The organism is Oceanicola sp. 22II-s10i (assembly GCF_002210105.1).
GTDB lineage: Bacteria > Pseudomonadota > Alphaproteobacteria > Rhodobacterales > Rhodobacteraceae > Pseudooceanicola.
Map to the genome: position 1 here is coordinate 1 of NZ_AQQU01000002.1, position 16372 is coordinate 16372.

General features: G+C 66.1%; 14 protein-coding genes. 11 read left to right on the forward strand and 3 right to left on the reverse strand.

Going from position 1 to position 16372, the window contains the following annotated elements; genetic code table 11:
- The 5 genes from ATO6_RS25405 to ATO6_RS07960 all read left to right on the forward strand — a co-directional run.
- On the forward strand, positions 1 to 1198 hold a 1198-nt coding region (locus tag ATO6_RS25405), incomplete at its 5' end, for a hypothetical protein (protein ID WP_254919095.1).
- Positions 1199 to 1307: 109 nt separating this feature from the next.
- Positions 1308 to 1682 (forward strand): hypothetical protein, encoded by a 375-nt coding sequence (locus ATO6_RS07940; RefSeq protein WP_141101952.1) that lies wholly within the window; start codon positions 1308 to 1310, stop codon positions 1680 to 1682.
- A gap of 37 nt (positions 1683 to 1719) precedes the next feature.
- A complete protein-coding gene (locus ATO6_RS07945) occupies positions 1720 to 2706 on the forward strand; it encodes a PleD family two-component system response regulator (protein WP_217898988.1) in 987 nt (328 codons plus the stop codon).
- Positions 2707 to 3633: 927 nt separating this feature from the next.
- Entirely contained in the window at positions 3634 to 5133 is a 1500-nt protein-coding gene (locus ATO6_RS07955) for an ATPase domain-containing protein (RefSeq protein WP_088623465.1), read from the forward strand.
- A gap of 164 nt (positions 5134 to 5297) precedes the next feature.
- Complete coding sequence (locus tag ATO6_RS07960; protein WP_254919096.1) at positions 5298 to 7520, forward strand: hybrid sensor histidine kinase/response regulator; 2223 nt, start codon at positions 5298 to 5300, stop codon at positions 7518 to 7520.
- Between the two features lie 50 nt (positions 7521 to 7570).
- Here ATO6_RS07960 and ATO6_RS07965 read toward each other — a convergent pair whose 3' ends face one another.
- Genes ATO6_RS07965 through ATO6_RS07975 form a run of 3 tightly spaced genes read right to left on the reverse strand, consistent with a single transcriptional unit; the run spans position 7571 to position 10346 of the window.
- Positions 7571 to 8782, reverse strand: coding sequence for an alpha-D-ribose 1-methylphosphonate 5-triphosphate diphosphatase (locus tag ATO6_RS07965; protein ID WP_088623467.1), 1212 nt, complete (start codon positions 8780 to 8782; stop codon positions 7571 to 7573).
- 38 nt (positions 8783 to 8820) lie between these two features.
- Complete coding sequence (locus ATO6_RS07970; RefSeq protein ID WP_088623468.1) at positions 8821 to 9654, reverse strand: GNAT family N-acetyltransferase; 834 nt, start codon at positions 9652 to 9654, stop codon at positions 8821 to 8823.
- Positions 9651 to 10346 carry a GntR family transcriptional regulator gene (locus ATO6_RS07975; RefSeq protein WP_088623469.1) on the reverse strand — a complete coding sequence of 232 codons (696 nt, stop codon included), beginning with the start codon at positions 10344 to 10346 and terminating at the stop codon, positions 9651 to 9653. Before ATO6_RS07975 ends, ATO6_RS07970 begins: the two co-directional genes overlap by 4 nt.
- Before the next feature lie 229 nt (positions 10347 to 10575).
- Here ATO6_RS07975 and ATO6_RS07980 point away from each other — a divergent pair, with 229 nt between their 5' ends.
- The 6 genes from ATO6_RS07980 (at position 10576) to phnC (ending at position 16333) form a co-directional block, all read left to right on the forward strand.
- Positions 10576 to 11550, forward strand: a complete 975-nt coding sequence (locus ATO6_RS07980) for an ABC transporter ATP-binding protein (RefSeq protein ID WP_088623470.1) — start codon at positions 10576 to 10578, stop codon at positions 11548 to 11550.
- Positions 11551 to 11594: 44 nt separating this feature from the next.
- Complete coding sequence (locus ATO6_RS07985) at positions 11595 to 12860, forward strand: PotD/PotF family extracellular solute-binding protein (RefSeq protein ID WP_088623471.1); 1266 nt, start codon at positions 11595 to 11597, stop codon at positions 12858 to 12860.
- 160 nt (positions 12861 to 13020) lie between these two features.
- Entirely contained in the window at positions 13021 to 13878 is an 858-nt protein-coding gene (locus tag ATO6_RS07990; RefSeq protein WP_088623472.1) for an ABC transporter permease, read from the forward strand.
- A 2-nt stretch (positions 13879 to 13880) separates the two neighbouring features.
- The gene (locus ATO6_RS07995) at positions 13881 to 14717 is read left to right on the forward strand and encodes an ABC transporter permease (RefSeq protein WP_088623473.1); all 837 of its coding nucleotides are present in this window, start codon (positions 13881 to 13883) and stop codon (positions 14715 to 14717) included.
- Positions 14717 to 15385 carry an aspartate/glutamate racemase family protein gene (locus ATO6_RS08000; RefSeq protein WP_088623474.1) on the forward strand — a complete coding sequence of 223 codons (669 nt, stop codon included), beginning with the start codon at positions 14717 to 14719 and terminating at the stop codon, positions 15383 to 15385. The genes ATO6_RS07995 and ATO6_RS08000 overlap by 1 nt, the downstream gene beginning before the upstream one ends.
- Before the next feature lie 123 nt (positions 15386 to 15508).
- On the forward strand, positions 15509 to 16333 hold the full coding sequence (gene phnC / locus ATO6_RS08005) for a phosphonate ABC transporter ATP-binding protein (RefSeq protein WP_088623475.1): 825 nt from the start codon (positions 15509 to 15511) through the stop codon (positions 16331 to 16333).
- The last annotated feature ends 39 nt before the right edge of the window (positions 16334 to 16372 follow it).

A 16372-nucleotide genomic window follows, 5' to 3' on the forward strand; every position in this document is an offset into this window, starting at 1 on the left:
GACCGATACGACGGATAACACCGACAATACGGACACGACCGATAACACGGATGGCACCGACCCGACCGATAGTGCGGAGCAAGGGTTCCTCGATCCGATCATCTCGGACGACGGCCTCCTCGGCGATCTGACCGGCAACGAAGGGCTGCTGGGGGACGTGACGGGCTCCGATGGTCTGCTTGGTGACCTGATCGGCAGCGAAGGCGCACTCGGAGGGCTGGGCGAAGACCTTCTCGGGCAACCGCTTCTTGGCGACGGCGAGATTTCCGAGGAGATCGGCCTGATCGACGGCCTGGTCGCCGATGGCGGCCTGCTGGGTGATCTGACCGGCAACAACGGTCTGCTCGGCGATGTCACCGGGTCCGAGGGCCTGCTGGGTGACCTGGTCGGCAACGATGGCAGCCTCTCGGACGTGTCCGGCAGCGACGGGATCGTTGGCGATCTCACCGGAACCGGGGTTTTGGGGACTTCCGGCGGGAACGACGAGGGTGACGGCCTGCTGGACGGGCTCCTCGGAGACGAGGGCCTCGTGGGTGGCCTCCTCGGCGGCGACGATGGCCTTCTCGGCGGGGTGCTCGGCGACGAGGGTCTCACCGGCGGTCTGCTCGACGGCGGCCTGACCGACGGTCTCCTCGGAGACGAGGGCCTCGTGGGCGGTCTTCTCGGCGGCGGCGACGATGGCCTGCTCGGCGGGGTGCTCGGCGACGAGGGTCTCACCGGCGGTCTGCTCGATGGCGGCCTGACTGACGGGCTCCTCGGAGACGAGGGCCTCGTGGGCGGTCTCCTCGGCGGCGGCGACGATGGCCTGCTTGGCGGGGTGCTCGGCGACGAGGGTCTCACCGGCGGTCTGCTCGACGGTGGCCTGACCGACGGTCTCCTCGGAGACGAGGGCCTCGTGGGCGGCCTCCTCGGCGGCGGCGATGACGGTCTGCTCGGCGGGGTGCTCGGCGACGAGGGTCTCACCGGCGGTCTGCTCGACGGCGGCCTGACGGACGGGCTCCTCGGGGACGAGGGCCTGGTGGGCGGCCTCCTCGGCGGCGGCGGCGACGATGGCCTGCTTGGCGGGGTGCTCGGCGACGAGGGTCTCACCGGCGGTCTGCTCGACGGCGGCCTGACCGACGGGCTCCTCGGAGATGACGGCCTCGTGGGCGGTCTCCTCGGCGGTCTGGGCGACACCTCCGACAGCGAGTTCGGCTGACCTGGCAGGGTTCGGTCGAAAGTGGTCTGCTCTCTGACCCCCCAGCGAGGGCAGACCACGACAAAAGTCACGCGGGGCGCTCAGCCTTGCCAGTCAGAGGTGGAACATCATGAGTGACATTCATTTCACGTTGCCTGACCGTCATGATGCTGGCCCAGGCGTCCCGCGTGGCCGGATGTCCGCGGCAAATGTCACTCCCGCCGGAAGCGCTGCTCGGGCCAGGCGGGCCTACCGGGTCGCCGCCGCGCTTGAGCCCAAGACATGTTCCGGTCCCGACAGTTTGGTCGACCTGATGTCCCTTCACCTCTCGCTGCCGAAACTCCAGGTGAAGCTCGCACTGTCGAGACCGGAAGCCGCGTCGGGATCGGAGCCGGCCAGTGACGAAGGGGAAGCACCACTTGTCTCTTCCGACTGGTGGATCCTGCCCTCCGCGATGGTCGGGACGACCATCTGGGTGCTGCTGATGGTCAGCCTGTTCTCTTGAGGCGCAACGCGACTTCGGCTGGTGTGAAGGACCTGACGTGAACAACCCCAGATCTCGCGAAGGCGGCATGCGATTGCTCGCCGTGGATGACAGCCCGATAGCGCTGGAAATGCTGCCTAAACTCTTCCCGCGACCGGAATTCGCCTTCGTGGGCGTCGCCCGGTCCGGACCTGAGGCGCTCGACATTCTGTCGGCGCCCGGCGCGGCTTTCGATTGCATGCTGCTCGACATCGAGATGCCCGGAATGGACGGGATCGAACTTTGTCGACGCATCCGTGCCTTGCCGGGACATCGACATACCCCGATCATCATGCTCACCGCACGTGACGACGGTGATACGATCGAGCGCGCCTTCGTGGCCGGTGCGAACGATCACCTCGTGAAGCAAAACCGGGTAAGTGAATACATCGGCCGCGTGAAGGTTGCCGGGAGGCTTCTGGCCGAAGAGAACCGCTTCCATGTCGAACGACGCCAGACCGCTGGCGAAATTGATGGGGATGGCAACGGGGTTCCGGGCCGCCATCCGTTTCACATCTCCGATGATCTCACCATCGACGGGGTGGATCGCCTGATCCTTCCGTTCTCGTTCGGGAACTATCTTACCCAACTGGGCCGCGAAGACTTGTACCGCTGCAAGATGTTCGCGGTGCGTATCGAGGATGTCACGGTGCACTACCGGTCCACGACAACCGCCGAGTTCTGTTCGATACTTGCCACGATTGCAGAGGGCATTGCCAAAGTCGCGGAGTCGCGCCGTCTCCTGATGGCCTACTCTGGTGACGGGAACTTTCTTTGCGTGGTGCGAGATTCGAAAGTGCCCGATCCAGAGGCATTCGAAGCCCTTATGGCAAGACATCTGCGCGCCGCGGCAAGGCGGAGCAGATTGGACAGGCTTGTCGGTGTCCGGGTCACTGTCGGTGCCCAGACACCGCCTTGTGCCCATCGGAACCAGCGGGTTCGGCGGTCCCTGGAACGTGCGCTGGCCCGCCTCGAGGCAAGGCAGCGACAGAAGCTGTTTTCCTGACGACCGGACCTCGTGCCTCGGCCACATCGGGCTCGTTCTCGGGTTCCGCGACATCGCACCCCAATTCGGAGATCGCCTCGGATGCGACAGGTCAGCCATCCGATGGCTGATCGCCAAACAGTCCGCGGCCCCCCTCAGTTTGCCGGTTAAAAACGTTAGCCCAAGGGCGCCGAGCCGAGATTGGTAACGCTGCCAACCGCGCAGGTTTCATGGCCAGTTGCCATCCGGATCGAGAGCGCGGTCCCGGAACCTTCGGCGGCACAGACAGGTCCATCCTCGACCGTGGCCGAGACCCGGACAGTGAAGCCAGCGACCTGTCCGAACATCGCCTTTCTCGGTTCTTCAGCCCTGGAGGCGCCGTTCTCGTCGATAAGGACCCTGATGCCCACGACCACCGCGCCGGCCCCATTGCGCATCCGGAACACGACCGAATGCCATTCCGGGGAGTCGACGCCGGCCCATCGGGGGAGGGGAGGCAGGTAGGCCACTTCCTCGGCCGGACAGGACGAGAGGCAGCGATCTCTGTGCCGCCAGCCCGTTGAATATCCGGGCGGAGACCCCCATCTCGCTCCAACGCTTCCAGCGGCTGTAGAGTATCTTGGTTGGGTCGCATTCCTTCGGCGCGATTCATGACCGCGGCGAATTGAGATTGGTAGAGATTATCCCGTTCACAGCGCTGCGATCATCAGCCTGGGGGCGGCCATGGCACCTGGAAGGAACGGTCCGGGCAATGGCAAGTGATCGGCCGTCAACCTGAAGAGACTGCTCATCGCGCCCGCCCATGGTTAGAGAGCGAGAAGCGCGCTGCCATTGGTGGTGGTGACGCAAGTCGTATAGCGGTTCCTGAGCCTGGCGAGTTTCCATGGAACCAAAGTCGTCCGGCGCCGTTTAAGTAGGGAATGGATCCGGAGAAAAGCTAGAGCTCTGATGAGTAGATACGACGACAACCGCGCGACGACGGGCATACGTGGTCTTGATGATGTCCTGCGCGGGGGACTTACACCAAACCGCCTTTACCTTGTGGAAGGCACGCCCGGCTCGGGAAAAACCACACTAGGACTGCAGTTCCTTCTGGCCGGAATTGCCGAGGGGCAGAGCGGTCTGTACGTGACCCTGTCGGAAACAGAGAACGAACTCCGCGCGGTTGCCGCGTCGCACGGGTGGTCGCTGGACGGGCTCGAGATCTTCGAGATGGCTGACGAAGGGGACTTCGGGTTCGACCAGGAACAGTCACTTCTGCATTCCAGCGACGTGGAGCTGGGCGAGACCGTGCGCGGCATTCTCGAGCGCGTGGAACAGATCGACCCGCGTCTCATCATCCTGGACAGCCTGTCCGAACTTCGCCTTCTGTCGCAGAGCCCTCTGCGCTACCGCCGGCAGATCATGTCGCTGAAGCATCACTTCGCCAGACGGAACTGCACCGTGCTGATGCTGGACGACCGCACCGCCGATCCGGGGGATCTGCAGCTGCATTCACTGGCACACGGGGTGATCAGTCTCGAACAGCTGGCGAGCGAATTCGGTTCGGAACGGCGGCGCCTGCGGATCGTGAAGATGCGCGGTCTCAAGTACGACGGCGGCTATCACGATTTCTCCATCGAGCGGGGCGGTTTGCAGGTCTACCCGCGTCTGGTCGCGGCAGATCACCACGAGAACTTTTCCAGCGTCCCCATCTCCACGGGGCTGCCGGGGCTCGACGCCCTGCTGGGCGATGGACTTGTTCCCGGCACAAATTGTCTGCTGTCCGGTCCGGCCGGAGTCGGCAAGACCACGACAGCGGTCAGATGCATGCTGTCGGCGCTCCAGCGTGGCGAAAGTGCAGCGTATTTTCTTTTCGATGAACGCCTGGCGACCTTGATGCAGCGCTGCAAATCGCTTGGCATGGACCTGACGCCCTATGTCGAGAACGGTCAGCTGACAATCCGGCAGATCGACCCGGCAGAATTGTCCCCCGGCCAATTCGCGAGCGCGGTCCGCTCGAGCGTTGAGGAACATGGCGCGAAAGTCGTCGCGATCGACAGCCTGAACGCCTATCTGCATGCCATGCCGAGCGATACCTACCTGATGCTGCAGATGCACGAGCTGCTGAGCTATCTCGCGCAGCGCGGCATCGTGTCCTTCCTGATCGTGGGTCATCACGGGATTGCCGGAGACCTCCGCGTGGATATCGACATCAGTTATCTGGCCGACACGGTCATGCTGCTGCGTTACTTCGAGGCGGAAGGCCATCTGCGCAAGTCTATTGCGGTCATCAAGACCCGGACTTCGGATCATGAGCGGTCGATCCGGGAATTCAGGATCGACAAGTCCGGAATGAGCATCGGGGAGCCGATCACGGACTTCAGCGGTATCCTGACCGGCAGCCCGGTGTACGGCCGCCGCAATGACGACCTGATGAACCTCCGATCGGACGAGGACGATACGTGAATCTCGTGGTTGCACCTGCTTCAAGTGCCGAAACGGAGCCGGGCAGTCCGGCGGTTGCTATTTTCGCGCCTCACGGGCGGGATGCGCAGGTTGCGTCGCAACTGTTTTCCGAACAGGGCATTTCTTCGTCCGTCGCGCGCGACCTCGGCAGCCTCCTTGCACTGATGGCGACCGATCTCGGCGCGGTGCTGCTGACCGAGGAAGCGCTGGACAGTCATAGCGTCGACCGCGTGCACGGTGCGCTGGCCGATCAGCCGGCATGGTCCGATCTGCCCTTCATCGTTCTGGCGATCGGCAGCGAGCGGACAAGGTCGGACACCGCGCGGAAACGTATCGACGCACTGGGCAACGTCGTTCTGCTGACCCGCCCGATGCATGCCGAGGAACTGCTGAGGGCCGTCAAGTCCGCGCTCAAGGCGCGGCGGCGGCAGTTCGAGGCGCGCGACCGGATGGAGCAGCTCCAGCGGCGCGAAGAACAGCTTCGCGAGAGCGAGGCCAAGTTCCATACCATCGCGAATTCCGTGGATCAGATGATCTGGTCGACCCGGCCCGACGGGTTTCACGACTACTTCAATGCGCGCTGGTATGAATACACCGGCGTCCCCGAGGGGTCGACGGACGGAGAGGAATGGAACGGTATGTTCCATCCAGAGGATCAGGACCGCGCATGGTCGGTCTGGCGGCAGTCGCTGACCACGGGCGAACCCTACGAGATCGAATATCGGCTCCGGCACCGGTCGGGCGAATACCGCTGGGTGCTCGGCCGGGCCAAGGCGGTTCGCGACGCCGCCGGGAATATCGTCCGCTGGTATGGCTCCTGCACCGACATTCATGACGAGGTCACGGCGCGAGAGGCCGCGGTCGACGACCTGACCCGGCAGCGCGACCAGGCATGGAACCTCAGCCTGGACCTGATGACGGTCATGTCGCGCACCGGCACGCTGGACCTGCTGAACCAGTCATGGAGCGGCCTTCTGGGCTGGAACGTGGACGAGCTGCGGGGCAAGCGGTTCGCGCGGCTGGTGCATCCGGAAGACCTGCCGACGGCCAAGGCCGCGTTCCGGCACGTTCTGGAAACGCCGGTCACCGAACCGGTGGAGTTTCGGCTCCGGCATAGTGACGGCAGCTACCGCTGGTTCGCGTGGACGGCCTCGGGCCACGAGGATCGCATCTTCGCCACCGGCCGGGACGTGACCGAACGGCGCGAACAGGACGCCGCGCTGCAAAATGCCGAAGCGGCGCTCAGGCAGAGCCAGAAGCTGGAGATGATCGGCCAGTTGACCGGCGGCGTGGCACATGACTTCAACAACCTGCTGGCCGCGATCCGCTCCAGCCTCGAGCTTGCCCGGCGGCGCCTTTCGCCGGGGACGGACGTGTCCCGTTACCTGAACAACGCCATCGCCGCGACGGATCGCGGCGCGGGGCTGACCCAGCGGATGCTGGCCTTTGCCCGCAAGCAGGATCTGCATCTGGACGCGGTGAAGGTTCAGCACCTGCTTCCCGATCTGCGCGACCTGCTGCAACGCTCGCTCGGACCGCAGATCGACCTGATCTTCGATATCCCCGATGATCTGCCGGGTGTGCTTGTGGATGCCAACCAGCTCGAAATGGCGATCCTCAACCTGTCGGTGAACGGCCGTGACGCGATGGACGGGACCGGTCGTCTGACGTTCTCCGCCCGTCCCGTGGCGGAGCCCGGCAGTTCGGACCTGAAGTCGGGGGAGTACGTTCTGGTTTCGATTGCCGATACCGGCTGCGGTATGGACGCCGCCACCCTTGAGCGTGCCTTCGAACCCTTCTTCACGACCAAGGGCGTGGGCAAGGGCACCGGCCTCGGGCTGTCCATGGTGCATGGCCTTGCCGCGCAGTCCGGAGGCGCATTTCGCATGGAAAGCGCGCCGGGGCGTGGCACGACGGCCTATCTCTACCTTCCCGTGAACCTGGCCGCGGACACCCAGCCCGCGGTCGAGACGACGCAGCCCGCACTGGCGCCGAAGGCCGTCAGCGACCGCAAGCTGACGATCCTGACCGTCGACGACGACCTGCTCGTGTCCATGGGCACCGTCGGGATGCTGGAAGACATGGGCTACGAGGTGCTGGAGGCGAGTTCCGGCGCTCAGGCGCTGGAACTTTTCTCGGGACGACCTGATGTCGATCTGGTCATCACCGACCAGGCGATGCCCAAGATGACCGGCGTGGAACTGGCCAAGGCGCTGCGGCAGATGAAACCGGGCCTGCCCGTTATTCTGGCAACCGGGTACGCGGAACTTCCTGAAGGGGCCTCGGGCGAGGTGACGGCGAAACTGGACAAGCCGTTCGCCGAAAGCGGCCTCAAGGCAGTCATCGACTCGGTCATGGACGGAGCGATGACCAAATCCTCCGGGTAAACGAAGATGGCCGGTCGCGGGGCAGGTGTCCCCGTGCCGGCCCTAGCGCCTCAGCCCAGTCCGGTGTCGTAGACGATCCGCCCGGCCGAGAGTGTCATGCGGATCGCGGGCGGGGCCCCGTCCGGCCAGTCCACCAGCACCAGATCGGCGCGCTGGCCGGGTGCGATCTCGCCCCGGTCGGAAAGGTGCGAGGCACGGGCGGGCGCGGTCGAGATCAGCTGCCAGAGCCTGTGCAGGGGGGCCGTGCCTTCGGCGTGGAGCCGCGCGACGGCCGACAGCATGGCCGGGTAGTAATAGTCGGACGCGAGGATGTCGCACAGCCCGTCGGCCACCATGCCCGCCGCCGAGGGCGAACCGATGTGGCTGCCGCCGCGCAGCACGTTCGGCGCGCCGAAGACAATCGAGTCGCCCGCCGCTCGGGCGGCACGGGCGGTCGGCAGGTTCATCGGAAACTCGGCGATCCGCGCGCCCCGGTCACGGTAATAGGCGCGGGTTTCGGGCTGCGTGTCGTCGTGGCTGAGCATGGACGCCCCGGCGGCGGTGGCCAGCGCCCCGACGCGGGCGATGGCGTCCGGGACCTCGGCGCGGCGCTGCCACATGCGGTCGATCAGCGCGACGTAGTCGGCCTGCGACAGGCCCGAGCGGCGGGCCCGTGCGTCGATCTTGGCGGCGAAGGCGGGGGTTGAGGTGTCGACCCGTGGGAAGTCGGGGGCGAATTCGAACGGGCGGTCCTGCAGACGCACCGAGGGGTCGAGCAGCGCCATCGAGGTGTGGTCGTTGAACGCGACGGAGGGCAGGGCGGGGCCTGACAGGACCTCGGCGATCAGCGCCTCGGCTTCGAAGCAGAAGGTCTCCCATCTCAGCTGCACCCGGTTGTCGGCGCCGAGCCGTGGCGCCAGCGCGGCGAGCCGTCCGGTGATCTCGCGCCCGCGCTCGACCGAGCGCAGGCCGGGTTCCCAGCCCAGCGTCAGCGCGTGAAATGCGGTCGCGATGCCGTTGGAGACAAGCTGGCGGTCGGTCTCCATCAACGCGGCGTCGGTGGGGAAGAACACGCCGGGGCGGGGCATGATCTGGCGTTCGAAGGCGTCGCCGTGGATGTCGACGAGGGCAGGGGCGAGGATCATGTCGCTGGCGTCGATGACCCGCGCGCGGCCAGCGGGCGCGTCGAGCGCGGCGATGGTGCCGTCCTCGATCAGCAGGTCGGCGCGGGTCACGCTGTCGGTCAGGATCACCTGTGCACCGGCGATCAGAATGGGTTGCATCGGGTCCGGTCCTCGTTGCCGCGTCGCAGCAAGATGTGTCAGCCGAGTTCGAGCGTGGCAACCGCAAACAGCGTGCCGTCCGGCGCGGGCGGCGTGCCGCGATACATCCGGGCGGTGGCAAAGGTCTCGACAAAGCCCTGTTCGCGCAGTGCGTCGGCGAGGGCGGGCTGGCTGTCGGGGACGTCGACGATGACCGGCTCCGCCCCGGCGATCCCGGCGGCCGACGCGATCAGGGTCAGGGCGGTGTCGAGGTCCGGCGCGACGACCGGGCCGATCTTGCAGCCCGCCCGGCAGGTCCGCGCGGTGGCGAAGCCGGTGATGCCTGCGGGCCCTTCGGTCACCATCGTGATGCGGGTGGCGGCCGGGGGCAGCCAGGTGTCGAGGAAGGCCGTGCGTGCATAGCCGTTGGCGGCGAGGTCGAGCGCCTGCGCGGTTTCCAGATCCTCGGGCAGCAGCGGTCGGGTGGGCCGCGCGGGCAGGGCGGGCATCGGGCCCTCCAGCCGCGCGGTGGCGCCGGTCAGGGCAAAGCCGGACCGGGCATAGTTGGCCTGCTGGTCGGCCACGCCGTCGAGGCCGACGGTGCGGGCTCCGGCGTGCGCGAGGGCGTGCTGCCACAGGGCATAGCCGATGCCACGGCCGCGAAACTCCGGCCGGCAAAGGTAGAGGCCGAGGAAGGCGAAGGCGTCGTCGTGGTTGACGACCGAGATCGCCGCGACCGGCGCGTCATCGGCTTCGGCGACGAAGAACCCCTCCGGATCGGCGGTGCGGAAGGCCGCGGCATCGTCGCGGCCGGGGTTCCAGCCCTCGGACGCGGCCCAATCGAGCATCAGGGCGACCTCGTCGGCAGTCGCCGTGCGGCAGGTGACGCTCATGCCGCGCCCCCCTGCGCCAGCGCCTCGCGCAGCGAGGCGGGCGCGGACCGGTCCGAGCGGAGGTCGAGCGAGGTCACGAGGTCCAGCAGGTGGCCCTGCATCAGCTCCTCGGCCCGGTCGGCATCATGGGCGGCGAAGGCGCCGAGCAGTTCGTGATGCGCATGGCTTTCACAGAGTGCCGACCGGCGCTGCCAGTAGACGGCGATGATGAGCGATGAGCGGGCGATCAGGCGGGCGACCATCTCGGCGATCGTGGCCTGATCCGCGATTTCGGCGATCTCGTTGTGGAACTGGCCCGACAGGTGCAGCGCGCGGCCCGTGTCGCCCGCCGCGAGTGCCGCATGTTCTGCGTCTATATGGGCCTGCAGCCGCGCGATGTCCTCGGGCCCCGCGCGTTCGGCGGCGGAGCGGGCCGTCCGCGCCTCGAGCAGGGCGCGCGCCTCGAACACCTCGCGCGCCTCGACGATCGAGGGCTGGGCGACGAAGGCGCCACGGTTGCGCCGCAGATCGACGAGGCGGTTGTGCGCAAGGCTCTGCAGTGCGGCCCGGACGATGGTGCGGCTGACGCCATAGACCTCGGCCAGATCGTCCTCGCCCAGCTTCATGCCGGGGCTCAGGCGGTGTTCGTGGATCGCCTGTTCCAGCGCGGCCGCGATGCCGTCTACGCCTGTGATCTGCTGCTCGCTGCTCATTGCCCTCGTCCTTGTTGGGATGATTCTGTCCTGCGCGGGCGGGAAGGGCAAGATCGCCACTTTGTGCGCATGTTTGTATACAATCATGTTGCAATTATTGTGCGCGAAGCCCGCCGGAACGCTGAAAGTTTCCGCAACGGAAGAAAACCGGCCCCCGGCGCGCAGGTTTCACTGACGGTACTGTGATTTTCTCCGCCAGCCTTGGCTCAGGGACGCGACAGGGGATGACATGCGCACGGGCTACGATCTGGAACTGGTGCATCTGACCAAGCGCTATGGCGACACGGTGGCGGTGCGCGACATCAACTATGTCTTCACGCCGGGCACCTATGTCTGCCTGCTGGGGCCTTCGGGCTGCGGTAAGTCCTCGACCCTGCGGATGATCGCGGGGCACGAAACGGTGTCCGAGGGCTCCATCGTTCTCGACGGGCACGATGTGTCCAACCTGCCGCCCGCGCAGCGCGGGACGGCGATGATGTTCCAGAGCTATGCGCTGTTTCCGCATCTGAACGTGCGCGACAACGTCGCCTTTTCCATGCGGATGAAGGGCGTCGACAAGGCGGCCCGGCACAAGAAGGCCGACGAACTGCTGGAACTGGTGGACATGGGCCGCTACGCCGACCGGCTGCCGGCGCAGTTGTCCGGCGGACAGCAGCAGCGGGTCGCACTGGCCCGCGCGCTGGTGACGGAGCCGAAGGTACTGCTGCTGGACGAACCGCTGTCGGCGCTGGACCCGTTTCTGCGGGTGCGGATGCGGACCGAACTCAAGCGGCTGCAGCGCGAGCTGGGGATCACCTTCATCCACGTCACCCACGGGCAGGACGAGGCGCTGGCGCTGGCGGACGAGATGGTCGTCATGAACAACGCCGTCATCGAACAGGCCGGCCCCGCGCGGCAGGTGTTCAACGCGCCCAAGACCGAATTCATCGCCCGCTTCATGGGTGGCCACAACGTCATCTCCTACCAGGGCGCCAAGGTCGCGCTCAGGGCGGACGAGGTGAAGCTGGGCGGCACCGGGCTGCCCGCCACCGTGACCGCCGTCGAATACCAGGGCGCGCATGTCGCCATGACCTCGACCACAGAGGCGGGGGAGGAAGTCCTCGCCCTCGTGCCCGAGGACGCCTTCTACGCGGCACCGAAATCCGTGGGCGATGCGGTGACGCTTTCATGGGACGAGGGGCGGCTGCACCGCCTCGAGGCCTGACCCGACCGACAGACCGAATTCAAGGACAGCAGGGAGACTTTACAATGTCCAAGATGAGATACAGCCGCCGTTCGATCCTCAAGACCGGGGCCGCCGCCGCGGCAGCGAGCGCCTTTCCGGCGCCGATGATCTGGGCGCAGGAGAACAAGAACATCGTCCTGCGCCAGTTCGGCACCGGCGTGTCGAACCTGAACGAGGTGGCGACCAAGGTTAAGGAAGACCTCGGCATCACGCTGGAGATGACGGCGCTCGATTCCGACAGCGTGACGCAGCGCGCGGCGACCCAGCCTGACAGCTTCGACATCGCCGACATCGAATACTGGATCTGCAAGAAGGTCTGGCCGACCGGCAACCTGCAGGCGATGGATACCGCCAAGATCAAGAACTATGACAAGATCGTCGGCATCTTCCGGGACGGCAAGCTGACCCCCGAGAGCGAGATCGCGCAGGGCACCGCGCCGCACACCGTGGGCTTCGTCGAAGGGCAGGGGAGCAAGACCTTCGCCAGCGAGGAAACCGGCTGGATGACGCTGATCCCCACGATCTACAACGCCGACACGCTCGGCATCCGCCCCGACCTGATCGGCCGTCCGATCGAAAGCTGGGCCGAGCTGTTGAACCCCGAGTTCAAGGGCAAGGCGTCGATCCTCGACATCTCGTCGATCGGGATCATGGACATGGCGATGGTCTGCGAGGCCATGGGCGAGATCCAGTATGCCGACAAGGGCAACATGACCCGCGAAGAGATCGACAAGACGATCGGCATCTTCACCGAGGCCAAGAAGAACGGCCAGTTCCGCGCGTTCTGGAAGACCTTCGACGAGTCCGTCAACCTGATGGCGTCGGGCGAGGTCGTGATCCAGTCGATGTGGTCGCCCGCGATCACCGCCGTGAAGTCGCGCGGGATCGAATGCGTCTACCAGCCGCTGAAGGAAGGCTATCGTTCCTGGGGCGGCGGCATCGGCCTGTCGAAATCGCTGGAAGGCGCCAAGCTGGACGCGGCCTATGACTACATCAACTGGTATCTCGACGGCTGGGTCGGCGGGTTCCTGATGCGCCAGGGCTATTACTCGGCCGTGCCGGAAACCTCCAAGAACTACATGTCCGAGAACGAGTGGGGCTACTGGTTCGAGGGCAAGGAGGCGACCGGCGACATCACCAACCCGTTCGGCGACGTACTGGCCAAGGCGGGCGAGACCCGCGACGGCGGTTCGTTCGAGGAACGCATGGGCGCGGTGGCCTGTTGGAACGCCGTGATGGACGAGAACCAGTACATGGTCCGCAAGTGGAACGAGTTCATCGCCTCGTAAGCCGTGGTTTCGCCGCCTGACGGCGGCGACCAGCGGGGGGCCGCGGGCCCCCCGCACCCCCGCCCGGAGTGGGCTTTCCGCCCCCTCCGGACCACCCCCGAGAGTTTATCCGGCCAGATGAAGGCCGGGCCGGTCGCCTGAACGGTGCAGGAGCGAGACGATGCGGATCACCAACCGCCACCTGATCGGATGGCTGGGCGCGAGCCCGCTGATGCTGATCCTTCTGGCCTTCCTCGTGGCGCCGATCGTCATGATCGTGATCGTCAGCTTCTGGGGGGCGACGGAATTCTCGATCTACCCGGACTTCCAGTTCGACAACTACGCCTTCCTGTTCGGCTCGCCCGTGACCTACAAGGTCTTCTTCGCGACCTTCAAATACGCCGTCATCACATGGGCGCTGACGCTGGCCATCGGGTTCACCGTGGCCTATTTCCTCGCCTTCCACGTCCGCAGCCAGTCGGTGCAGATCGCGCTGTTCCTGCTGTGCACGATCCCGTTCTGGACCTCGAACATCATCCGCATGATCAGCTGGATCCCGTTCCTCGGCCGCAACGGGATCGCCAACCAGACGCTGATTTCGTGGGGCGTGATCGACCAGCCGCTGGAATGGCTGCTCTATTCCGATTTCTCGGTGATCCTCGCCTTCGTGCACCTTTACACGCTGTTCATGGTGGTCCCGATCTTCAACACCATGATGCGGATCGACAAGTCGCTGATCGAGGCGGCCTATGACAACGGCGCGACCGGGCTGCAGACGCTGTGGCATGTCATCATCCCGCTGACCAAGCCGGGGATCATGATCGGCACCATCTTCGTCGTGACGCTGGTGATGGGCGACTTCATCACCGTGCGCTTCATGTCCGGGTCGCAGAAGGCCAACGTGGGGCGCCTGATCTCGAACGACATCGCGCTGCTGCAATACCCCTCGGCCGCCGCGACCGCCGTGGTGCTGCTGTGCACCGTGCTTCTGGTCATCGCGATCCTGCTGCGGTTCGTGAACATCCGGAAGGAGCTGTGAGCATGGAAAAGCGTCCCCGGTCCTTCTATGTCCTCGCCGCCTTTTTCGGGCTATTCCTGCTGTTCCTCTACGGCCCCACGCTGACCATCGCGATCCTGTCTTTCCAGGGGCCGCAGGGCGGGCTGACCTTCCCGATGAACGGCGTGTCGCTGCACTGGTTCTACGACCTGTTCGAGGAACAGGCGGTCGGCGACATCTGGGGCGCATTCCGGCGGTCCTTCGCGCTCGGGCTGATCGTGATGGTGGTGACGGTCGTCGTCTCGGTCATGGCGGGTCTGGCGTTCCGCAAGCGGTTCGCGGGCTCGGGCGTGCTGTTCTACCTCGCCATCACCTCGCTGGTGATCCCGTCGATCCTGATCTCGCTGGGGGTCGGGCTGATCTTCAACCAGCTGGGCTTCCGGGTGCACTGGTCGACCTCGGGCCTCGGGTCGCAGCTGACGTGGACGCTGCCGTTCGGCCTGCTGATCATGTTCGCGGTCTTCAACCGCTTCGACAAGAGCTACGAGGAAGCCGCCCGCGACCAGGGCGCGACGGCGTGGCAGACGATCCGGCATGTGATCCTGCCGATCATCGCACCCTCGCTGATCGGCGTGGCGCTGTTCGGCTTCACGCTCAGCTACGACGAATTCGCGCGGACGCTGCTGACCTCGGGCAGCTACAACACCCTGCCGCTGGAGATCTTCGGCATGACCACCAATGTCACCACGCCGGTGATCTACGCGCTCGGCACGCTGACGACGCTGTTTTCCTTCGGCATCATCGCGGTCTTCATCCTGACCGTTTGGGTGCTGGGCAAGCGGCGGGCGCGGTTCGGATCGGACGCGGGCAAGGGCGTGTGATGCGCATCCTCTATATCAATCCCAACTCGACCGAGGCGATGACCGACGGTGTCGTCGAAGTCGCGCGCAAGGTGGCGCCTGCGGGCGTCGAGGTGATCGGCTGGACCAATGCCGGCGGTCCGCCCGCGATACAGGGGCCCGAGGACGGGGCGTCCGTGGTGCCTGCACTGGTGGGGATGCTGCCCGCCGCGCGGGAAGCGGGGGCGGATGCCATCGTGATCGCCTGTTTCGACGACACCGGGCTGGCCGAGATGCGGGCGGCGGCGCATTGCCCGGTCTTCGGGATCGGGCAGGCGGGCTATGTCATGGCCGACGCCATGGGGCACCGGTTCTCGGTCGTCACCTCGCTGGCGGTGTCGGTGCCGGTGATCGAGAACAACATCGCCACGCAGGGGTTCAAGGCGGCCTGCGTTTCGGTCCGCGCGAGCGGCCTGCCGGTGCTGGAGATCGAGGCGGGGGCGGAGCCCGCCCGCGCGCGGCTGGCCGAGGAGATCCTCGCCGCAAAGGGCGACGGGGCGAGTGTCGCGGTGCTGGGCTGCGCGGGGATGTCGGGGCTGAAGCCCGACCTCGCGCGGCGTACCGGCATGGTCCTGATCGACGGCGCGGTCGCGGCGCTGTGGCTGTCGATCGCCGCCGTTTCGCTGGGCGCGGACCCCGAAGCGGCCTGATTACCGGGCAGGCCGCCGGGCCTGACGGCCCCCGCCGGGGGCTGTCATCAAACTTTCGGATAAGTGTCACGAAAGGGTAACCGTCCCCCCGTTTAAGCCCACCAAAACGTGGTGGGGACATTGATGCTCGTAGTCGAAGAGCTGACCAAGACCTTCGGGAAGAATACGGCCGTGGACCGGGTGAGCTTCACCGTGGACCGGCCGCTGATGATCGGGATCATCGGGCGCTCGGGTGCGGGGAAATCGACCTTCCTGCGGATGATGAACCGGCTGACCGACGCCTCGTCGGGTCGCCTGATGTTCGACGGCCGCGATGTCCTGACCCTGAAGGGCCGCGACCGGCGCGACTGGCAGTCCGACTGCGCGATGATCTTCCAGCAGTTCAACCTCGTCCCCCGTATGGACGTGGTGTCGAACGTGCTGCACGGCACGCTTGGCCGCCGGTCGACCTTGCCGACGCTGTTCAACCTGTTTCCCCGCGCGGACATTCACAAGGCGATCGACATCCTCGACCGCCTCGGCATCGCCGCCCATGCCGCCAAGCGCGCCGAGGCGCTGTCGGGCGGTCAGCAGCAACGCGTCGCCATCGCGCGGGCGCTGATGCAGGACCCGCGCGTGATCCTCGCGGACGAACCGATCGCCAGCCTCGACCCGATGAACGCCCAGACCGTGATGGAGGCGCTGCGCCGCATCCACGAAGAGGACGGGCGCATGGTCATCGCGAACCTGCACACCCTCGATACCGCGCGGCGCTACTGCGACCGGATCATCGGTATGCGCGACGGGCGGGTCGTGTTCGACGGCACGCCCGGACAACTGACCACCGGCGTCGCCCGCGACATCTACGGCGCCGGGGCGGACTTTTCCGAAGCCGCCACCTCGACCGAGATCGGACCGCTCGAAACCCCTGCGCAGGCCGCGCGGCGGGCCGCCGAAGCGACCGTCTGAGACCCCGTTCAATCCACCCGCCTGCGACCAAGGGACCGC

What these genes read in the sequence shown, in the direction of transcription:
- ATO6_RS07940 (WP_141101952.1), top strand. Translation starts at nt 1,308, where the DNA reads ATGAGTGACATTCATTTCACGTTGCCTGACCGTCATGATGCTGGCCCA.
- ATO6_RS07965 (WP_088623467.1), bottom strand. Translation starts at nt 8,782, where the DNA reads ATGCAACCCATTCTGATCGCCGGTGCACAGGTGATCCTGACCGACAGC.
- ATO6_RS08000 (WP_088623474.1), top strand. Translation starts at nt 14,717, where the DNA reads ATGCGCATCCTCTATATCAATCCCAACTCGACCGAGGCGATGACCGAC.
- ATO6_RS07960 (WP_254919096.1), top strand. Translation starts at nt 5,298, where the DNA reads ATGGCGACCGATCTCGGCGCGGTGCTGCTGACCGAGGAAGCGCTGGAC.
- ATO6_RS07990 (WP_088623472.1), top strand. Translation starts at nt 13,021, where the DNA reads ATGCGGATCACCAACCGCCACCTGATCGGATGGCTGGGCGCGAGCCCG.
- ATO6_RS07970 (WP_088623468.1), bottom strand. Translation starts at nt 9,654, where the DNA reads ATGAGCGTCACCTGCCGCACGGCGACTGCCGACGAGGTCGCCCTGATG.
- ATO6_RS07955 (WP_088623465.1), top strand. Translation starts at nt 3,634, where the DNA reads ATGAGTAGATACGACGACAACCGCGCGACGACGGGCATACGTGGTCTT.
- phnC (WP_088623475.1), top strand. Translation starts at nt 15,509, where the DNA reads ATGCTCGTAGTCGAAGAGCTGACCAAGACCTTCGGGAAGAATACGGCC.
- ATO6_RS07980 (WP_088623470.1), top strand. Translation starts at nt 10,576, where the DNA reads ATGCGCACGGGCTACGATCTGGAACTGGTGCATCTGACCAAGCGCTAT.
- ATO6_RS07975 (WP_088623469.1), bottom strand. Translation starts at nt 10,346, where the DNA reads ATGAGCAGCGAGCAGCAGATCACAGGCGTAGACGGCATCGCGGCCGCG.
- ATO6_RS07985 (WP_088623471.1), top strand. Translation starts at nt 11,595, where the DNA reads ATGTCCAAGATGAGATACAGCCGCCGTTCGATCCTCAAGACCGGGGCC.
- ATO6_RS07995 (WP_088623473.1), top strand. Translation starts at nt 13,881, where the DNA reads ATGGAAAAGCGTCCCCGGTCCTTCTATGTCCTCGCCGCCTTTTTCGGG.